The 15972-nt window shown below is 67.8% G+C and carries 15 protein-coding genes; 9 read left to right on the forward strand and 6 right to left on the reverse strand.

What is annotated here, in order from left to right:
- Nucleotides 1-75: 75 nt before the first annotated feature.
- The 3 genes from IBX18_RS02195 to IBX18_RS02205 all read left to right on the forward strand — a co-directional run bounded on the left by IBX18_RS02195 (nucleotide 76) and on the right by IBX18_RS02205 (nucleotide 2703).
- Nucleotides 76-1113 carry an AraC family transcriptional regulator ligand-binding domain-containing protein gene (locus IBX18_RS02195; protein WP_306796098.1) on the forward strand — a complete coding sequence of 346 codons (1038 nt, stop codon included), beginning with the start codon at nucleotides 76-78 and terminating at the stop codon, nucleotides 1111-1113.
- 129 nt (nucleotides 1114-1242) lie between these two features.
- Nucleotides 1243-2289, forward strand: a complete 1047-nt coding sequence (locus tag IBX18_RS02200; protein ID WP_194832087.1) for an NADP-dependent oxidoreductase — start codon at nucleotides 1243-1245, stop codon at nucleotides 2287-2289.
- Nucleotides 2290-2364: 75 nt separating this feature from the next.
- Entirely contained in the window at nucleotides 2365-2703 is a 339-nt protein-coding gene (locus IBX18_RS02205) for an MmcQ/YjbR family DNA-binding protein (RefSeq protein WP_194832088.1), read from the forward strand.
- Here IBX18_RS02205 and IBX18_RS02210 read toward each other — a convergent pair.
- The gene (locus IBX18_RS02210; RefSeq protein ID WP_194832089.1) at nucleotides 2700-3674 is read right to left on the reverse strand and encodes a dipeptidase; all 975 of its coding nucleotides are present in this window, start codon (nucleotides 3672-3674) and stop codon (nucleotides 2700-2702) included. The two genes, IBX18_RS02205 and IBX18_RS02210, sit on opposite strands and share 4 nt — an antisense overlap.
- Before the next feature lie 207 nt (nucleotides 3675-3881).
- On the opposite strand from IBX18_RS02210, the gene IBX18_RS02215 reads away from it, so the two are divergent.
- The 3 genes from IBX18_RS02215 (at nucleotide 3882) to IBX18_RS02225 (ending at nucleotide 7258) form a co-directional block, all read left to right on the forward strand.
- Nucleotides 3882-4427 carry a hypothetical protein gene (locus IBX18_RS02215; RefSeq protein ID WP_194832090.1) on the forward strand — a complete coding sequence of 182 codons (546 nt, stop codon included), beginning with the start codon at nucleotides 3882-3884 and terminating at the stop codon, nucleotides 4425-4427.
- Nucleotides 4428-4468: 41 nt separating this feature from the next.
- Entirely contained in the window at nucleotides 4469-6526 is a 2058-nt protein-coding gene (locus IBX18_RS02220) for a prolyl oligopeptidase family protein (protein ID WP_194832091.1), read from the forward strand.
- A gap of 78 nt (nucleotides 6527-6604) precedes the next feature.
- Nucleotides 6605-7258: a TetR/AcrR family transcriptional regulator C-terminal domain-containing protein gene (locus IBX18_RS02225; RefSeq protein WP_194832092.1), complete on the forward strand. Its 654-nt coding sequence runs from the start codon at nucleotides 6605-6607 to the stop codon at nucleotides 7256-7258.
- On the opposite strand, the gene IBX18_RS02230 is transcribed toward IBX18_RS02225, so the two are convergent.
- Nucleotides 7255-8115 carry an alpha/beta fold hydrolase gene (locus tag IBX18_RS02230; RefSeq protein ID WP_194832093.1) on the reverse strand — a complete coding sequence of 287 codons (861 nt, stop codon included), beginning with the start codon at nucleotides 8113-8115 and terminating at the stop codon, nucleotides 7255-7257. The two genes, IBX18_RS02225 and IBX18_RS02230, sit on opposite strands and share 4 nt — an antisense overlap.
- A 50-nt stretch (nucleotides 8116-8165) precedes the next feature.
- Nucleotides 8166-8798 carry a TetR/AcrR family transcriptional regulator gene (locus IBX18_RS02235; protein WP_228540259.1) on the reverse strand — a complete coding sequence of 211 codons (633 nt, stop codon included), beginning with the start codon at nucleotides 8796-8798 and terminating at the stop codon, nucleotides 8166-8168.
- Nucleotides 8799-9263: 465 nt separating this feature from the next.
- Between IBX18_RS02235 and IBX18_RS02240 the strand changes: the two genes are divergently transcribed.
- Nucleotides 9264-9950: a ZIP family metal transporter gene (locus tag IBX18_RS02240; protein ID WP_194832094.1), complete on the forward strand. Its 687-nt coding sequence runs from the start codon at nucleotides 9264-9266 to the stop codon at nucleotides 9948-9950.
- Between the two features lie 26 nt (nucleotides 9951-9976).
- Here the strand turns inward: IBX18_RS02240 and IBX18_RS02245 are convergent, their stop codons facing one another.
- Nucleotides 9977-10441, reverse strand: a complete 465-nt coding sequence (locus tag IBX18_RS02245; RefSeq protein WP_194832095.1) for a MarR family winged helix-turn-helix transcriptional regulator — start codon at nucleotides 10439-10441, stop codon at nucleotides 9977-9979.
- A gap of 122 nt (nucleotides 10442-10563) precedes the next feature.
- Between IBX18_RS02245 and IBX18_RS02250 the strand changes: the two genes are divergently transcribed.
- Nucleotides 10564-11577 carry an SMP-30/gluconolactonase/LRE family protein gene (locus IBX18_RS02250; protein ID WP_194832096.1) on the forward strand — a complete coding sequence of 338 codons (1014 nt, stop codon included), beginning with the start codon at nucleotides 10564-10566 and terminating at the stop codon, nucleotides 11575-11577.
- A gap of 69 nt (nucleotides 11578-11646) precedes the next feature.
- On the opposite strand, the gene groL is transcribed toward IBX18_RS02250, so the two are convergent.
- Together groL and IBX18_RS02260 are read right to left on the reverse strand one after the other, a co-directional pair.
- Nucleotides 11647-13272: a chaperonin GroEL gene (groL, locus tag IBX18_RS02255; RefSeq protein ID WP_147140878.1), complete on the reverse strand. Its 1626-nt coding sequence runs from the start codon at nucleotides 13270-13272 to the stop codon at nucleotides 11647-11649.
- Between the two features lie 249 nt (nucleotides 13273-13521).
- Nucleotides 13522-13815 carry a hypothetical protein gene (locus tag IBX18_RS02260; RefSeq protein WP_107659693.1) on the reverse strand — a complete coding sequence of 98 codons (294 nt, stop codon included), beginning with the start codon at nucleotides 13813-13815 and terminating at the stop codon, nucleotides 13522-13524.
- An 87-nt stretch (nucleotides 13816-13902) separates the two neighbouring features.
- Here IBX18_RS02260 and IBX18_RS02265 point away from each other — a divergent pair, with 87 nt between their 5' ends.
- Nucleotides 13903-15969: an NAD(+) synthase gene (locus IBX18_RS02265; protein ID WP_194832097.1), complete on the forward strand. Its 2067-nt coding sequence runs from the start codon at nucleotides 13903-13905 to the stop codon at nucleotides 15967-15969.
- Nucleotides 15970-15972 lie beyond the last annotated feature (3 nt).

The raw sequence follows: 15972 nt of genomic DNA on the forward strand, positions 1-15972 counted from the left end.
ACCTGGGCGAAAGTTCGGTGTTCGCGCGGGCGGTCGAGTAGGGAACCGGACATTTCGGCTCGCTACTGTGTGGCCGTGCTGGAGAGTCGATCATGGGGCGGTGCGGCGCCTATCGACGGCACCGCGTCGACGCAGCTGATCCGGCTCGTCCGGGATACCGCCCGACGGGCCGGTGTCGGCGCGGAGCAGCTCTCGGCGATCCACGGCATCGATGACGGGGTGCTCGCCGGGGAGCTCAATCGCATTCCGCTGAGCTCGCTGGTGCGGTTGTGGGAGCTACTCGCTCAGCTCGGGCCGGAGCCGGGTGCGGGGCTCGCCGTGGCCGCTGCCGCGCCGCTCGGGACCTTGACCACCTGGGACTATCTCGTCACGAACGGGCCGACGCTGGCGGACGCGCTGCGGGCCGCGCAGCCGTACCACCGGTTGGTCACGGCGGCGGCCGAGGGTTTCGACCTCGCGCACGACGGCGATCTCACCGTCGGGTTCCGCACGACCGCGGGTGACCCGGCCGTCGCCGCGGTGATCAACGAGTACGTGCTCGCCTACTACCTGCGGCGCGCCCGCGAAGCCACCGGACGCCAGGTGATCCCGGCCCGCGTCGCGTTCAGCCGGGCCGCGCCGGGCAACCACGACGCGCTGCTCGACGCGTTCGGCACCGACCGCATCGAGTTCGACGCACCGGCCGACACCATCACCTTCACCGCCGCGGACGCCACCGCCGCACTGCCGCGCGCCGACCCGATGCTCGCGGACCTCCTACGCAGCCACGCCGAGCTGGTCCTGTCCACCGCCCGCGTGATCCCCGGCCCGCTGGAAGCGTTCCGCGTCGCGCTGGCCGCCGCCCTCGCCGCCGGTGACGCGTCGCTGGCAACGGTCGCCCGCCGACTGGCGGTCAGTCCACGGACCCTGCAACGGCAGCTCGCCGAGCACGGAACCGGCTGGCGCACCGAGTACGACCAGGTCCGCTATGAACAGGCGAAAACCCTTCTCGCCGAAGGACACCTGACCACCTCCGCGATCGCCGACCGCCTCGGCTTCACCGACGACCGCGCCCTCCGCAAAGCCGTCCACCGCTGGACCGGAACCTCCCCCACCCACCTCAGAACCAACTGACCCTGCCAGACGTGTCGCGTTTGGACCGGGGAGTGGCGTTTCCGGACCTGGGGGTCGGGGGTTCGGGCCCATAGCGTTCTCGGTACCGGATCGAACGGTTCGGGGAGACAGCGAAGCAGAGGCAGAGCGATGAGCATTCAGACCACTCAGGGACCGATCACCGATGGTGTGCTGCCGCAGACCTCACAGGAGATCCAGCTGGCGGCGCGGCCGACCGGTGCGCCGACCGCGCAGGATTTCGCGTTGGTGCGGCGGCCGATCGAGGAGCTTGCCGACGGGCAGGTTCTGGTGCGCAACACCTGGATGTCGGTGGATCCCTACATGCGGGGACGGATGGACGATCGACCGTCCTACATCGCGCCGTTCGAATTGGGTGCGGCACTGGAGGGTTCGGCGGTCGGCGAGGTGATCGCGTCGAAGGCGGCGGACATCGCGGTGGGCAGCACGGTGTCACACTTCGCGGGCTGGCGGGAGTACGCGGTGCTCGACGCGGCTGCGGTGACCCCGATCGACACCTCGCTCGCCGCGGCGCACCACTACCTCGGCGCGCTGGGCACCACCGGGCTCACCGCGTACGCCGCACTGACCGATGTTGCGCCGGTGAAACCCGGTGACACCGTGTTCATTTCGGCTGCGGCGGGCGCGGTGGGCAGTGTGGCCGGGCAGATCGCCAAGGCGCTCGGGGCGGCCAGGGTGATCGGGTCCGCGGGTGGGCCCGCCAAGACCCGGCTGCTGCTGGACGAATTCGGCTTCGACGCCGCGATCGACTACCGGGCAGGCGATCTGGCCGGTCAGCTCGCCACGGCCGCGCCGGAGGGCATCGACGTCTACCTGGACAGCGTCGGCGGCGAACATCTGCGGGTTGCCGTCGAGGCCATGCGGGCGAAGGGCCGGATCGCGCTCGTCGGCGCGATCAGTGGCTACAACGGCGACACCGCCGAGCCGGGCCCGGACCTGTACAAGGCTGCGACACGGGAGGTTTCGCTGCGCGGCATGCTGGTGAACAGCTACTTCCCGATCTTCGGCGAGTACATCGGCAAGGCAGCGGCCTGGCTGGCCGACGGGACGATCCGCACCACGGAGACGGTCTACGAGGGCATCGAGCAGGCGCCTGCCGCGTTCCTCGGCGTGCTCTCCGGTGCCAATACGGGCAAGATGCTGGTCCGCCTCGGGTGAACCCGGCGATCAGTGGGTTGTGGCGCGGCCGATTCGGTCGCGCCACTTGTCGCACCCCGCCGCAATAATGAACCGATGGTGACAGCTGACGACGTGCGCCGGATCGCGATGAGCCTGCCGCGGACCACCGAGGCGCTGGTCCGCGACCGGGTCAAGTATCGGATCGGCCGGATCGTCTACCTCGCGCTGTCCGCCGACGAAACCCGCATGGGCTTCGCCTTTCCCAAGGCCGAGCGGGCGGCATTGGTCGCCGCCGAGCCGGACAAATTCATGATGCCGCGCCCGTCGGACGAGCGGTACAACTGGGTTCGGGTGCGGCTGGCCGCCATCGATGAGGCGGAGCTGACCGAGCTCGTCGTCGAGGCCTGGCGTATGTGCGTCCCCAAGCGGGTGGCCGCCGAACATCTCGGCTAGTCGCGCCACACCTGCGCGGCGACCCGGGAGAAGTTGCCGCCGAACACCGCCGCTCGATCGTCGGCACTGAACCCACGCCGCGCCAGCACCTCATCGAGACCGGGCAACCGCTCGGTGCCGAGCAACTCCTCCGGCGGAACCCATTGCAGTGGGCCCCATTTGGTGTACGACTCGGGATACAGCTCCGGATGGCCGGTGAGCATGCCGTTGAAGTCATCGGCGTCGAACGAATAGTCCGAACCGATCCCGATGTGCTCGATGCCGACCAGCTCCACGCCGTACTCGACGTGATCCGCCATCGCCTCTATTCGCGCGGCACCTGCGTCAACACCATTGTGGCCCAAGAAGATACCGACGCCGTTGATTCCGATCACGCCACCGGTGGCGGCACAGGCCTTCGCCTGTTCATCGCTGATGTTGCGCGGATGCGACCACAGCGCGGCGAAATTGGAGTGGCTGTAGATCATCGGCACCTGCGTGTGCGTAGCCAGATCCAGTCCGGTGCGCGCCGAACAGTGCGAGCCGTCGACGAACATGCCGACCTCGTTGAGCGTGCGCACGAGGTCACGGCCGTAGGCGGTGAGCCCGGTGTCCTCGGTATCGAGGCAGCCGCACCCCGCAGCATTGGCGCTGTTGTAGGTCGGCAGCATCGAACGGACGCCGTACTCGTAGAACAGCGCGACATTGTCCAGGTCACCACCGAGCGGCCCCGAGTCCTCCAGATCGAAGGCGAGGGCAATGGTTTCCGGATCGCCGATATCGGAGTGGCTGTGCACCAACCGGAATCGACCATCGGCTAGCGCGTCCGCACGATATTGCCGGGTCAGCTTCAGCGAATCCTCCGTCGTATGCGGCGAATACCCGACGTTCACCGACAGATACGACCCGAGCGGATAGCGCGCGAGGTCCGCGATCCGCGCCGACGGCACCAGCGGTAAACAGCAGTGCTGCTCCCAGAGAAACGGCGGCAAAGAAACCTCCTGGTCGGATCAGCGTCGAACTCGCGATCCTACTGAGCCCGTGCCAGGACCACCGGCAGGTGCGTGCGGTGTCGAATGCGTATCGAACCGATATACCGAGGTCACGAATCCTTTTCGAGTACGGTGCGGCAGTAACACCCTGCCCGGTTCGCCCGATTCATCGAATAATTCGTTCTTACTGCCTGAAGGCGGTGCGGCATGCGTCGCATATTTCTGTTGTTCACCTCCGTCGCGACTCTCGTCGGCCTCTGGATCATTCCCGGACCGGCCGCGGCAACTCCCTCCTACTGCGGATTGGTGTGGGGTTCGCTCGATAAGGCGAGCCCTCCGATGTCGACCGGCCCGGTCAACGGCGTTCGGTCCGGTCGGCACGAATGCTTCGATCGGCTCGTCATCGACCTCGCGGGTTCGGCGCCTGGCTATCACGTCGGCTACGTCGACCGGGTGACGATGGACGGGTCCGGCACACCCGTGCCGCTGCGGGGTGGGGCGTTCCTGAATGTCGTCGTCCACGCGCCCGCTTACAACGAGGCGGGCCAACCCACCTACCAGCTGCAGAACCGCAATGAGCTGGTGAATGTGGCCGGTTACCAGACCTTCCGTCAGGTGGCCTGGGCCGGCTCGTTCGAGGGGCAGACCACGATCGGTCTCGGCGTCCGCGGGCGGCTGCCGATGCGGGTGTTCACCCTCGACGGACCGGGTAGCGGAGCACGGGTCGTGGTGGATGTAGCGCACTTCTGGTAACCCCGGCGTCCTGATCCGTGCCGCTCGGCAACAATGTGGGGATGAGCGGCGTTGAGCAGAATGTGACGGACCCCTACCTCTGGCTCGAAGAAGTGACCGATGAGCGGGCCCTCGACTGGGCGCGCGCGCACAACAGCGTGGTCGTCGAGCGATTCGCCTCCTCCGATCGGTTCAGCGAGCTCGAACATCGCATCCTGGACATGCTCGACACCGACACCAAGATCGCGTACCCGGGCCGGCGCGGCAGCTGGCTCTACAACTTCTGGCGCGACGCCGAGCATCCGCGCGGGCTGTGGCGGCGCACCACGTTCGCCGAGTACGCCAAGGAATCGCCCGACTGGGACGTGCTGATCGACCTGGACGCGCTGGCCGCCGCCGAGGACGAGAACTGGGTGTGGGGCGGGGCCGCCGTGCTGCGCCCCGAACAGTCACGGACCCTGATCAGCCTGTCCCGCGGCGGCGCGGACGCCAAGGTGGTGCGCGAGTTCGACATGGCGACGCGCACCTTCATCGACCCGGCCGACGGCGGCTTCTTCCTGCCCGAGGCGAAGTCCGAGATGCGCTGGATCGACATCGATTCGGTGTACGTCGGCACGGATTTCGGCCCGGGCTCACTGACCGAGTCCGGCTACCCGCGCATCGCCAAGCGCTGGCAGCGCGGCACCGAGCTGGCCGACGCGGTGACCGTCTTCGCGGGTGAGCCCGGCGATGTCGCGGTCTCGGCGGGCTATGACCGAACCCCCGGCTACGAGCGTCATTTCATCGGCCGCGCCACCGACTTCTTCAACGAAGAGGTCTACCTGCTCGAAAACGACGGCACGCTACGGCATCTGGAGATTCCCTCCGACGCGAGCGAGTCCTGGTACAAGGATTGGCTGCTGGTCCGGCTGAAGTCGCCGTGGGAGGTGGGCGGCACCGCCTATCCCGCGGGCGCGCTGCTGGCCATGGACTTCGAGAAGTTCCTCGCCGGCGGACGGGAATTCGAGGTGATCTTCACCCCGGACCCGCACACCTCGCTGCACGGTTACGGCTGGACCGAGAACCATCTGCTGCTCATCACCCTCGAGGACGTGCAGACCAAGCTCTACGTGCTGACGCCGGGCACCGGCGGCTGGCGCAAGGAGTCGCTGGCCGACACCCCGCCGATGGCCACCACCAGCGTGCTGAACCTGGACCCGCTCGAGGGCGGCGACGAATTCATGCTCACCACAAGCGGATTCACGACGCCCGCCACGTTGCTGACCAGCTCGGTGGGCGGCGCCACCGAGCAGCTCAGGCAGGAACCCGGCTTCTTCGACGCCGACGGCATCGAGACCGAGCAGTTCTTCGCGACCTCCGACGACGGAACGCAGGTGCCGTACTTCGTCATTCGCCATCGCGACCGCAGGGGAACCCCCGGCCCGACGGTTATGTCCGGCTACGGCGGTTTCGAGGTCTCCCGCACGCCCGCCTACAGCGGCGCGTCCGGGATGGGCTGGCTGGAGCGCGGCGGCACCTGGGTGATGGCCAACATCCGCGGCGGCGGCGAGTACGGGCCGCAGTGGCACACCTCGGTGCAGAAGGCCAACCGGCACAAGGTGTACGAGGACTTCTCCGCGATCGCGAAAGACCTCGTCGCACGCGGCATCACGACCGCCGATCAGCTCGGCGCGGTGGGCGGCAGCAATGGCGGCCTGCTGATGGGGGTGATGCTGACCCGCTATCCGGAGCTGTTCGGCGCCATCGTCTGTCAGGTGCCGCTGCTGGACATGAAGCGTTATCACCTGCTGCTGGCGGGTGCCTCGTGGATCGCAGAATACGGGGACCCGGACAAGCCGGAGGAGTGGGAGTACATCAGCAAGTACTCGCCGTATCAGAACGCGCGGGCCGATGTGGCCTACCCGCCGATCCTGCTCACCACGTCCACCAGGGACGACCGCGTGCATCCCGGGCATGCCCGCAAGATGGCCGCGCTGCTCGAAGAGCAGGGCCACGAGTTCTGGTATCACGAGAACATCGAGGGTGGGCACGGCGGCGCGGCGGACAACAAGCAGTCGGCGTTCCAAGCGGGGCTGATCTATGAGTTCTTCACGCAGATGCTGATCGAGCGGCGCGGATAGCGACCGATTCCCGGGACCTGGGCCTACGGTGTAGCTGATGTCTACGCCGTAGACCCGGGTTCGAGAGGAGAGCTGGTCGTGGATTCCGACAACGCCGTCGAGGTGCCCCGCGCGCGGCGCGCCCGCACCCGGCGCGCAAGCCCGGCACCCACGACGCGGACCGCGTTGAACCGCGACTATATCGCCGCGGTCGCGCTGAACCTCATCGATCGCACCGGTGTCGACGGATTCTCGATGCGCAAACTCGGCACCGCGCTCGGCGCCGATCCGATGGCCGCCTACCGGCACTTCACCGATCAGCAGGAGCTGTTCGACGCCATCGCCGACACCATGTTCGCCGAGCTCGACATGGAATCCCTACCGTGGCAGGAACCTTGGCGCGATCTGATGCGCGCCTACGCGCACCGGCTGCGCTCCACGCTGCGCAGGCATCCGAACGCGGTGCCGGTCTTCGCGACGCGTCCGGTGCGCAGCGACCTGGCCATCGAGACCGGCAGCTGGATGGTGGAACACCTGCAGGGCGCGGGCTTTTCGGCGGCCATCGCGCGGCAGCTGACCCGCTGCCTGCGCGAGTACACGATCGGCCACATCCTCGGCCACGCCATCGCCACGGTCGCCGCGCAGCGCACCGAGGAGCACGCGGAGCCGGAGGCCGACCACTTCGATGTGGGCCTGGACGCCATGCTCGACGGGTTCGACCGCCATCGCGAGGTCGGCCGCAGGCCCGGCTAACGATCGCGCAGCCACTTCTCGATCTGGTCGACGGTAGTGGTGTTCTCCCGGATCCAGCCGTTGTGCCCCAACGATTCCGGCTGATGCCAGGTGGTCACCTCGGCCTTGGGCAGCTTGGCCAGCAGGTGTTCGGCGGAGCCGGGCGGAGTGAGGTCGTCGCCGGTGACGGTGATGGACAGCACCGGCAACTTCAGCCGGGAGATCCGCTCCTCGTAGTCCATGTCCGCGCCGACCGGCTGGAACCGGCCGGTGCGGGCCAACCGCGCCCAATCCGCGATCAGCACCTTGGACTGGCGGCCGAAGCCGCCCGCGGCGATCCGATCCCCCGGCCAGAAGCCGGCCAGGTTGGCCGTCAGCGAGGCGGCCGCCGTGCCGAACAGGATGCCGGGACTCGAAAGTCCCGGGTAGCCACGGTAATACGGCGTCCCGGAGGCGACCAGGATCAGCCCGCCGAGCCTGCCGCGGATCCGCGCGGCGTACATGACGGCGAACTGCCCGCCCATGCTGTGCCCGAGCAGATACGGCGTGCTGGCCGGGAACCGGTCGCGCACCACCTGGAAGATCGCCGGGAAGTCGACCGACACCAGCTCGTGGTAACCGTACGTGCTGGCGGCGCTCGGCTTCGGCGTGCTGTCGCCGTTGCCGCGCAGCTCGCCGATCGCCAGGTCGAAGCCGCGCGCCGCCAGTTTCGCGGCGAACGACTCGTAGTACCCGGCGGGTACGCCGAGCCCGGGCACGATCACCAGCACCGGGCGCGGCGCATCCGGGGTCACCGGATGTCGATGGCTACCGGCGGCCGGGATCAGCCGCACCGGAACCGTACTGCCATCCGGCATTTGGATCGGAACCGTCTCCATCCCGCGCACGCTACCGGCCCCGTTGCCGCCGCGCCTCGGCTGCCCGGCGCTCAGGCGCCGACCGCCCCCATGATCACCCTGCTCAACACCCTGATCACGTCGTCGAGCGGCGGGCGCGGGTCCGCACCGCTCCACGAATCCACCACGTAGTTGACCGCGCCGATGATGGCGAGCACCCGCATCTCGTAGTCGCCGGTCGGGATCTCACCGTGCATGGCCGCGTCCTCCGCGGCACCAGCCAGCAGCGAACCCCACACCCGGCGCAGTTCGAGCCGGAACTTCTCCACCTTCGGGCCCGCACCGACCACCTCGACCAGTGCGACGCGCGCCTTGCGCGGGTCCGACCCGATGGACTCGACATACGCCCGGACGGACGCGTCGATGATCTCGAGCGCACTCGCGTCGGCCTTGCTCTCCAATGACTTGGCGACCGCGTCGCGCGACTCGCGATCGATCTGCTCGTAGAGCTCGAGTAGTAGGGACTCGCGCCCGGTGAACTCCTCGTAGAACTGTCGCGAGGAGAGTCCGGCGTCCTTACAGATGGCGCCGACCGAACTATTGGCGTAACCGTCGCGCGCGAAGACCGTCAGGCCCGATTCCAGAAAACGCGCACGCCGCTGACGTTGCCGGTCCTCGACGGGTTGCCCGGCATACATTCGACCCGTATTCGCATCCTGTGACATTGGGCCAGACAATACAGAAGGCCGAGAAGCACTCGACATGGATCGGGTCCTTGGTATCAACCCGCAACTGACCAGGCGTTTGCCGAAAGTTGGCAGGGTGGTTACCGACTCGGCACGCACTCATCGAACCCCTTGCCAGCAGTACCGAATCCCGCTACGCAAGCACGCTTTAAGGCGGATCGGACTCACCGGGTCTGCGAATCGCACGCGCGGCGTTCTTGTCACTGAGTGTTTGCCGAGTCGGTCGATACTGCGGCGCCGAGCGGGCCGCACGCGATTTTGACGGGAATTCGTAGAATTATTCTTTTTCCGAACTGGTCCGCTGGTTATGCCTGATTCGTCCTGTCCGCCAGGCAACTTCGCGAAGTAGTGGCACTTCGCAATAGCGCGCCGATTAGTTCGAGGTGGACGCACCGCCGCCTGCACCTCGGCCCCGAACAACCGTGCCCCATTAGGGTGAATCGCATGCTGACTGCGTTGCTCTACGGGCTCGGCACCGCCGTACCCCTGGTGATCGGCGCCGCGATCGGCCTGCGGTGGACCTTGCCGAAGCCGTTGCTCGCGTCGTTGATGGCGTTCGGCGCGGGCACCATGATCGCCGCGGTGTCCAACGAACTCTTCGAGCCCGCGTTCCATCAGGCGGGTGCGCTGATCGCCGCCGTGGCGCTGTTCGGCGGCGCGGGGGTGTACGTGGTGGCCAACCATCTGATCGAAACCAAGTTGGGCGCCAACGCTATTGGGTGGGCGCTACTGCTCGGCACGGTGTTGGACGGCATTCCGGAGAACACCGCACTCGGCGTCACCCTCGCCGGTGGCGGCGGGTTGGCACTGCTGGTCGCCGTCGCGGTGGGCAATGTGCCGGAGGCGATCAGCGGGGCCGCGCTGATGCGCGACAAGCACGGAGTGGAGCGCCTCGGACCGCTATGGCTCTGGGCGGCAACGGGTTCGGTGCTCGTTGTGGTCACCGTGCTGGGGAATGCGTTGTCCGACAACCTTTCCCAGACCAACATCAGCACCGTGCAAGCGTTCGCGGGCGGCGCGACCCTCGCGGTACTCGCCGACTCGCTGATGCCCGAGGCTTACCGGGAAGGCGGCTGGTGGGTCGGAATGGCCACCGCCGCAGGGTTTCTCGTGGCGTTCCTGCTGGGCTGACGTGGCCGTCGGCGCCGCGCCCCAGCCTACTTCTTGGTTGCGGTAGGAGTTTCAGGGCGGACGGAGTCGAAAAGGTCGGCGCAGCGGGTCAATAGGTCCTGCAGCGTCGCGCGTTCGGCGTCGGTGAATCCCGCCGCCACCGCGCGTTCCACCCGGACCGCCCTGGCATCGGCGTCGCGCATGACGGCGGCACCCGCTTCGGTGAGGCGGGTTTCCAGGATGTTCTTGTGCCAGGCGTGCGGGGTGCGTTCGATGAGCCCGCGGTCCTGCAGGTTGGTCAGCACCGTATTCATCGTCGGCGGCGTCACGCCGCACAGCCGAGCCAGCGCGGCGGCCGAGATGCCGGGGTTCTCGTCGAGGAACAGCAGCGCGGCGTACTGCGCGACGGTGACGCCCGCGGGCTTCAGCGCGGCATGCTTCGCCGTTTGCAGCGCCTGTTCGGCGCGCTTCACGTAGGAGCCGAGGCGCTCGGCGGAGGGCAGGGACGTCATGTCCGCATGGTATCTGCCCGTCTTCACCTAAGACTCTTGACGATCATTAGACCTCTAATCTATCTTCGTATTCATTCTCAGATGTGACTACATCCGAGTGATAGACCTGATGAGAGGCGACCATGTCCCACACAACGCGCCGCCGCCTGGCAACCATCGCCATCGCGGCGTCCTACACCGCCGCCGCGGCCTGCGGTACCAGCGAAGACACCGCGCAGCCCGCCGCACCGTCGGCGCGCATCACCGCCGCCTACGCGCTACCGAGCGACCGCGCCTACCCCGAAGGCATCGCCGCCGATCCGCGCACCGGCGACACCTACGTCGGCTCGTACAGCACCGGGGCCGTCTACAAGGCCACACCGGGAACCGAACAGGCCGAGACCTTCCTCCCGGCGGGCGCCGACGGCCGCAAGACCGCCAACGGTCTGAAGGTCGACCAGGCGGGACGGCTGTGGGTGACCGACTCGACCGCCGGAGTCGCCGTGTACGACACCGCATCGCGCGCCCTGATCGCCCGCTTCGACGCGCCGGGTCCGGCGGCCCGCTTCGTCAACGACGTCGCCATCACCCCGGACGGCACCGCCTACCTGACCGACTCGGTGCGTGGCGTCGTCTACCGCATCACCGCAGATGAGCTCGCCCGTGCCGCGTCACACGGCGGACGTGCCGACATGGCAACGCAATTCGATCTGAACCCGGTCCTCGCGCCGCGCGCACCCGGCGGCTTCACCCTGAACGGCATCGCGGCCGACGCCGAGGGCCGCTACTTGTTCGTCGTCGATATGGACGCGGGCGAGCTGTTCCGCATCGCCCTCGCGCCGAACGCCGCGGACCCGATCCGCAAGGTCGCGCTGCACGGCGGCAACCTGACCCACGGCGACGGACTCGAATTGCGCGACAACACCCTGTGGGCGGTGCAGAACACCGACAACGCCATCGCCCGCTGGACCCTCACCGACGACTGCGCCACCGCGACCCTGGACCGGCGCATCACCGACGCGGCCCTGAGCATCCCCACCACGCTGGTCCGCACCGGCGACCGACTCCTGGTGGTCGCTTCACAATTCGACAAGGGCGGCCCGATGGGACCCGGCACCCCGCAGCCGTTCGCCGTGCTCGCCGTCGACGGAATCTAACGCCGGAAGCCGGTCCACCCGAGGGTGGACCGGCTTCCGGTTTCTAAAGGTGTTGCCTGGTGGCTGGACTCAGAAGTCCATGCCGCCCATGCCACCGGTCGGGTCGCCGGCGGGCGCGGAAGACTTCTCCGGCTTGTCGGCGACGACGGCCTCGGTGGTGAGGAACAGAGCCGCGATGGACGCCGCGTTCTGCAGCGCGGAGCGGGTGACCTTCACCGGGTCGGCGACACCGGCGGCAAGCAGGTCCTCGTACACGCCGGAATCGGCGTTGAGGCCGTGGCCGGCCGGCAGGTTGGAAACCTTCTCGGCGACAACGCCCGGCTCGAGGCCTGCGTTGAAGGCGATCTGCTTCAGCGGAGCCGACAGGGCGACGCGCACGATGTTCGCGCCGGTCGCCTCGTCACCGCTGAGCTTCAGATCGTCCAGGGCAGGCGCCGACTGCAACAGGGCCACGCCGCCACCGGCGACGATGCCCTCTTCGACGGCGGCCTTGGCGTTGCGCACGGCATCTTCGATGCGGTGCTTGCGCTCCTTGAGCTCGACCTCGGTCGCGGCACCGGCCTTGATCACCGCAACACCGCCGGCCAGCTTGGCCAGACGCTCCTGCAGCTTCTCCCGGTCGTAGTCCGAGTCCGAGTTCTCGATCTCGGCACGGATCTGCTGCACGCGGCCCTTGATGGCCTCCGCGTCGCCCGCGCCCTCGACGATGGTGGTCTCGTCCTTGGTGATGACGACCTTGCGCGCCTGGCCGAGCAGCTCGACACCGGCGGTCTCCAGGGAGAGGCCGACCTCTTCGCTGATGACCTCGCCACCGGTGAGGATGGCGATGTCGGCGAGCTGCGCCTTGCGGCGGTCACCGAAGCCCGGCGCCTTGACGGCAACGGACTTGAAGGTGCCACGGATCTTGTTGACCACCAGGGTCGACAGGGCTTCGCCCTCGACGTCCTCGGCGATGATCAGCAGCGGCTTGCCGGCCTGGATGACCTTCTCCAGCAGCGGCAGCAGGTCCTTGACGGTCGAGATCTTCGAGCCGACCAGCAGGATGTACGGATCCTCGAGGACCGCTTCCTGACGCTCCGGGTCGGTGACGAAGTAGCCCGAGATGTAGCCCTTGTCGAAGCGCATGCCCTCGGTGAGCTCCAGCTGGAGCCCGAAGGTGTTGCTCTCCTCGACGGTGATGACACCTTCCTTGCCGACCTTGTCCATGGCCTCGGCGATCAGCTCACCGATGGACGAGTCGCCCGCGGAGATACCAGCGGTAGCAGCGATCTGCTCCTTGGTGTCGATCTCCTTGGCGGACTCCAGCAGGCGAGCCGTGACGGCCTCGACAGCCTTCTCGATGCCACGCTTCAGACCGAGCGGGTTCGCGCCGGCCGCGACGTTGCGCAGACCCTCACGCACGAGCGCCTGGGCGAGCACGGTGGCGGTGGTGGTGCCGTCGCCGGCGACGTCGTCCGTCTTCTTGGCGACTTCCTTGACCAGCTCGGCGCCGATCTTCTCGTACGGGTCCTCCAGCTCGATCTCCTTGGCGATGGAAACACCATCGTTGGTGATCGTGGGGGCGCCCCACTTCTTCTCCAGGACAACGTTGCGACCCTTCGGCCCCAGCGTCACCTTGACCGCGTCGGCGAGGGCGTTCAGACCCCGCTCGAGGCCGCGCCGGGCCTCTTCGTCGTACGCAATTGTCTTGGCCATTGCGTTGAGATCCTCCACATGTATATGGCTGACACACAGGAACGACCGCAGGTTGGGTCGCCCTAATACGCTGGCCAGGTGCGGTGCCCGCGACGGACGACCGAGGGTGTCGATGGAACCCGGTCTCACCGTCCCGACCTGGCACTCACAGCTTTAGAGTGCCAACGCCATTTCTAGCACTCGGAGGTGCCGAGTGCAAGGTCCGGGGTGCTCCCGCGCCGCTCGGCTCGCAACTTTTCGACACCGGGCCTAAGCCCGGTCGTCGACCCGCAACACCAGGGCCACGAACGCGTCGGTCCTGCGCTCTTCCGGGGACCTCGGCTCGCCGCCCTCCACGGTGACGAGCTCGGCATCGTGCAACAACAACTCCGCTTCGACCCGCATGATCGCCCGAATAAATGGGGGCGCCACCTCGGGGGGAAGATCTCCGTTGACGACATAGCTGCCGTCCGGCTGTGACTCTGTGGACACATAAGAAAGCGCACGCAGCAGATCGGCGCGTCGTTCCCCCGCGATTAGGTCGGAATCCGTTTCATCCGCCATTGCTATAGCTTAGCGGGCCACTATGGCGGGTAGGTTCCGGAGGGGAATCATGATCATTTCCGGCAGCCTCGGCGAAGGGGGACGGCAGTGCGTGAACTGCCCTTCGAATCGCTCTATCGGCACGATTTCGCCCGGGTGGCGGTCGCCGTGCCCCGGGTGCGGGTCGCCGACCCCGCCTACAACGTCGAGCAGACGCTGGCGCTGGCCAGGCAGGCGGCGGCCGACGGGGTGGTGCTGACGGTTTTCCCGGAGCTCGGCCTGTCCTGCTACACCGCCGACGATCTGTTCCACCAGGACGCGCTGGACGACGCCGTCGAGGCGGCGCTGGCGCGGGTGGTCGCCGAGAGCGCCGACCTCGACACGGTGCTGGTGGTCGGTGCGCCGGTGCGGGCCCAGGGCCGGCTGTTCAACTGCGCCGTCGCGGTGTGCCGCGGCGTGGTGCTCGGTGCGGTGCCGAAGAGTTATCTGCCGAACTATCGCGAGTTCTACGAGAAGCGGCAGTTCGCGGCGGCGCGGGAGAACCTGGAGACGCACGTCACGATCGCCGGGCAGCGGGTGCCGTTCGGAGCGGACCTGCTGTTCGTGGCGAACAACCTCGACGGGTTCGTGTTCCATCTGGAGATCTGCGAGGACGGCTGGGTGCCGTTGCCGCCCAGCGGTTTTGCCGCGCTGGCCGGGGCGACGGTGCTGGTCAACCTGTCGGCGAGCAATATCGTCATCGGCAAGGCCGACTACCGCAGGGCGCTGTGCACCTCGCATTCGGCGCGCTACCTGGCCGCCTACCTGTATTCGGCGGCGGGACACGGGGAATCGACGACCGACCTGGCCTGGGACGGCCAGGCGCTGGTGTGCGAGAACGGTGATCTGCTCGCGGAGGGTGTCCGGTTCGCCGATCATCCGCAATTGGTCACCGCCGATCTGGATTTGCGCCGTTTGGCCGCGGATCGACTGCGCACCACCAGCTTTGCTGACAATGTGCACGACCACCGGGAACGGCTGGCTCGGCTGCGGCGGATCGACGTGGAGCTGCCGATCCCTTCGGGCGTGGTGGAATTGCGACGCGAGATCGAGCGCTTCCCTTACGTTCCGGCTGATCCCGCGCTGCGCAACGACCGCTGCGCCGAGGTGCAGCACATCCAGGTCGAGGGGTTGAGCACCCGGCTGCGCGCCACCGGGATGGAGCGGGTGGTCATCGGAGTGTCCGGCGGGCTGGACTCCACCCAGGCGTTGATCGTCGCGGCCGAAACGATGGACCGGCTCGGCCTGCCCCGGGCAAATGTCTTGGCGTACACCATGCCCGGCTTCGCGACCAGCACCCGAACCCGCACCGACGCGCATCGGCTGATGGACGCGCTCGGCGTGACCGCGCAGGAGATCGATATCCGTCCGTCGGCGACGCAGATGCTGCGCGACCTCGGCCACCCGGCCGCCGACGGCGTGCCGCAGTACGACGTCACCTACGAGAACGTGCAGGCGGGCGAGCGCACTTCGCACCTGTTCCGGCTGGCGAACCAGCACGGCGCGCTCGTCGTCGGCACCGGCGATCTGAGCGAACTCGCCCTGGGCTGGTGCACTTTCGGCGTCGGCGACCACATGGCGCACTACAGCGTGAACGCCTCGGTCCCCAAGACGCTGATCAAGTATCTGATCGCCTGGTCGGTCGAGACCGGGCAGTTCGGGCCCGCGGCGGGCGAGGTACTCACCTCGATCCTGCAGACCGAGATCTCGCCGGAGTTGGTGCCCGACAACGCTGCATCGACCACCGCTGCGCCGAGCCAGAGCTCCGAAGCCACCGTCGGCCCGTACGAACTCCAGGACTTCCACCTCTACTACCTGCTCCGCTTCGGCTACCGCCCCAGCCGCATCGCCTATTTGGCCAGGCACGCGTGGTCGGACCCGAACCGCGGCCGCTGGCCCGATCTGATCCCCGCCGACCAGCGCAACGCCTACGAGCTCGCCACCATCAAGCGGTGGCTCGCGGAGTTCCTGCGCCGATTCGTGCAGACCAGCCAGTTCAAACGCTCGACGCTGCCGAACGCGCCGAAGGTCGGCTCCGGTGGCTCGCTGTCCCCGCGCGGTGACTGGCGCGCGCCGAGCGACGCGTCGGCCGCAGCCTGGCTGGATGAACTCGAGCGCAACGTGCCGGACGCCTGATCG

It is taken from the genome of Nocardia sp. XZ_19_369, from assembly GCF_015355715.1.
Lineage (GTDB): Bacteria > Actinomycetota > Actinomycetes > Mycobacteriales > Mycobacteriaceae > Nocardia.

Coding starts and splice junctions, on each gene's coding strand:
- IBX18_RS02220 (WP_194832091.1), top strand. CDS start 4,469: ATGAGCGGCGTTGAGCAGAATGTGACGGACCCCTACCTCTGGCTCGAA.
- IBX18_RS02230 (WP_194832093.1), bottom strand. CDS start 8,115: ATGGAGACGGTTCCGATCCAAATGCCGGATGGCAGTACGGTTCCGGTG.
- IBX18_RS02240 (WP_194832094.1), top strand. CDS start 9,264: ATGCTGACTGCGTTGCTCTACGGGCTCGGCACCGCCGTACCCCTGGTG.
- IBX18_RS02215 (WP_194832090.1), top strand. CDS start 3,882: ATGCGTCGCATATTTCTGTTGTTCACCTCCGTCGCGACTCTCGTCGGC.
- IBX18_RS02260 (WP_107659693.1), bottom strand. CDS start 13,815: ATGGCGGATGAAACGGATTCCGACCTAATCGCGGGGGAACGACGCGCC.
- IBX18_RS02200 (WP_194832087.1), top strand. CDS start 1,243: ATGAGCATTCAGACCACTCAGGGACCGATCACCGATGGTGTGCTGCCG.
- IBX18_RS02205 (WP_194832088.1), top strand. CDS start 2,365: ATGGTGACAGCTGACGACGTGCGCCGGATCGCGATGAGCCTGCCGCGG.
- IBX18_RS02250 (WP_194832096.1), top strand. CDS start 10,564: ATGTCCCACACAACGCGCCGCCGCCTGGCAACCATCGCCATCGCGGCG.
- groL (WP_147140878.1), bottom strand. CDS start 13,272: ATGGCCAAGACAATTGCGTACGACGAAGAGGCCCGGCGCGGCCTCGAG.
- IBX18_RS02245 (WP_194832095.1), bottom strand. CDS start 10,441: ATGACGTCCCTGCCCTCCGCCGAGCGCCTCGGCTCCTACGTGAAGCGC.
- IBX18_RS02235 (WP_228540259.1), bottom strand. CDS start 8,798: ATGTCACAGGATGCGAATACGGGTCGAATGTATGCCGGGCAACCCGTC.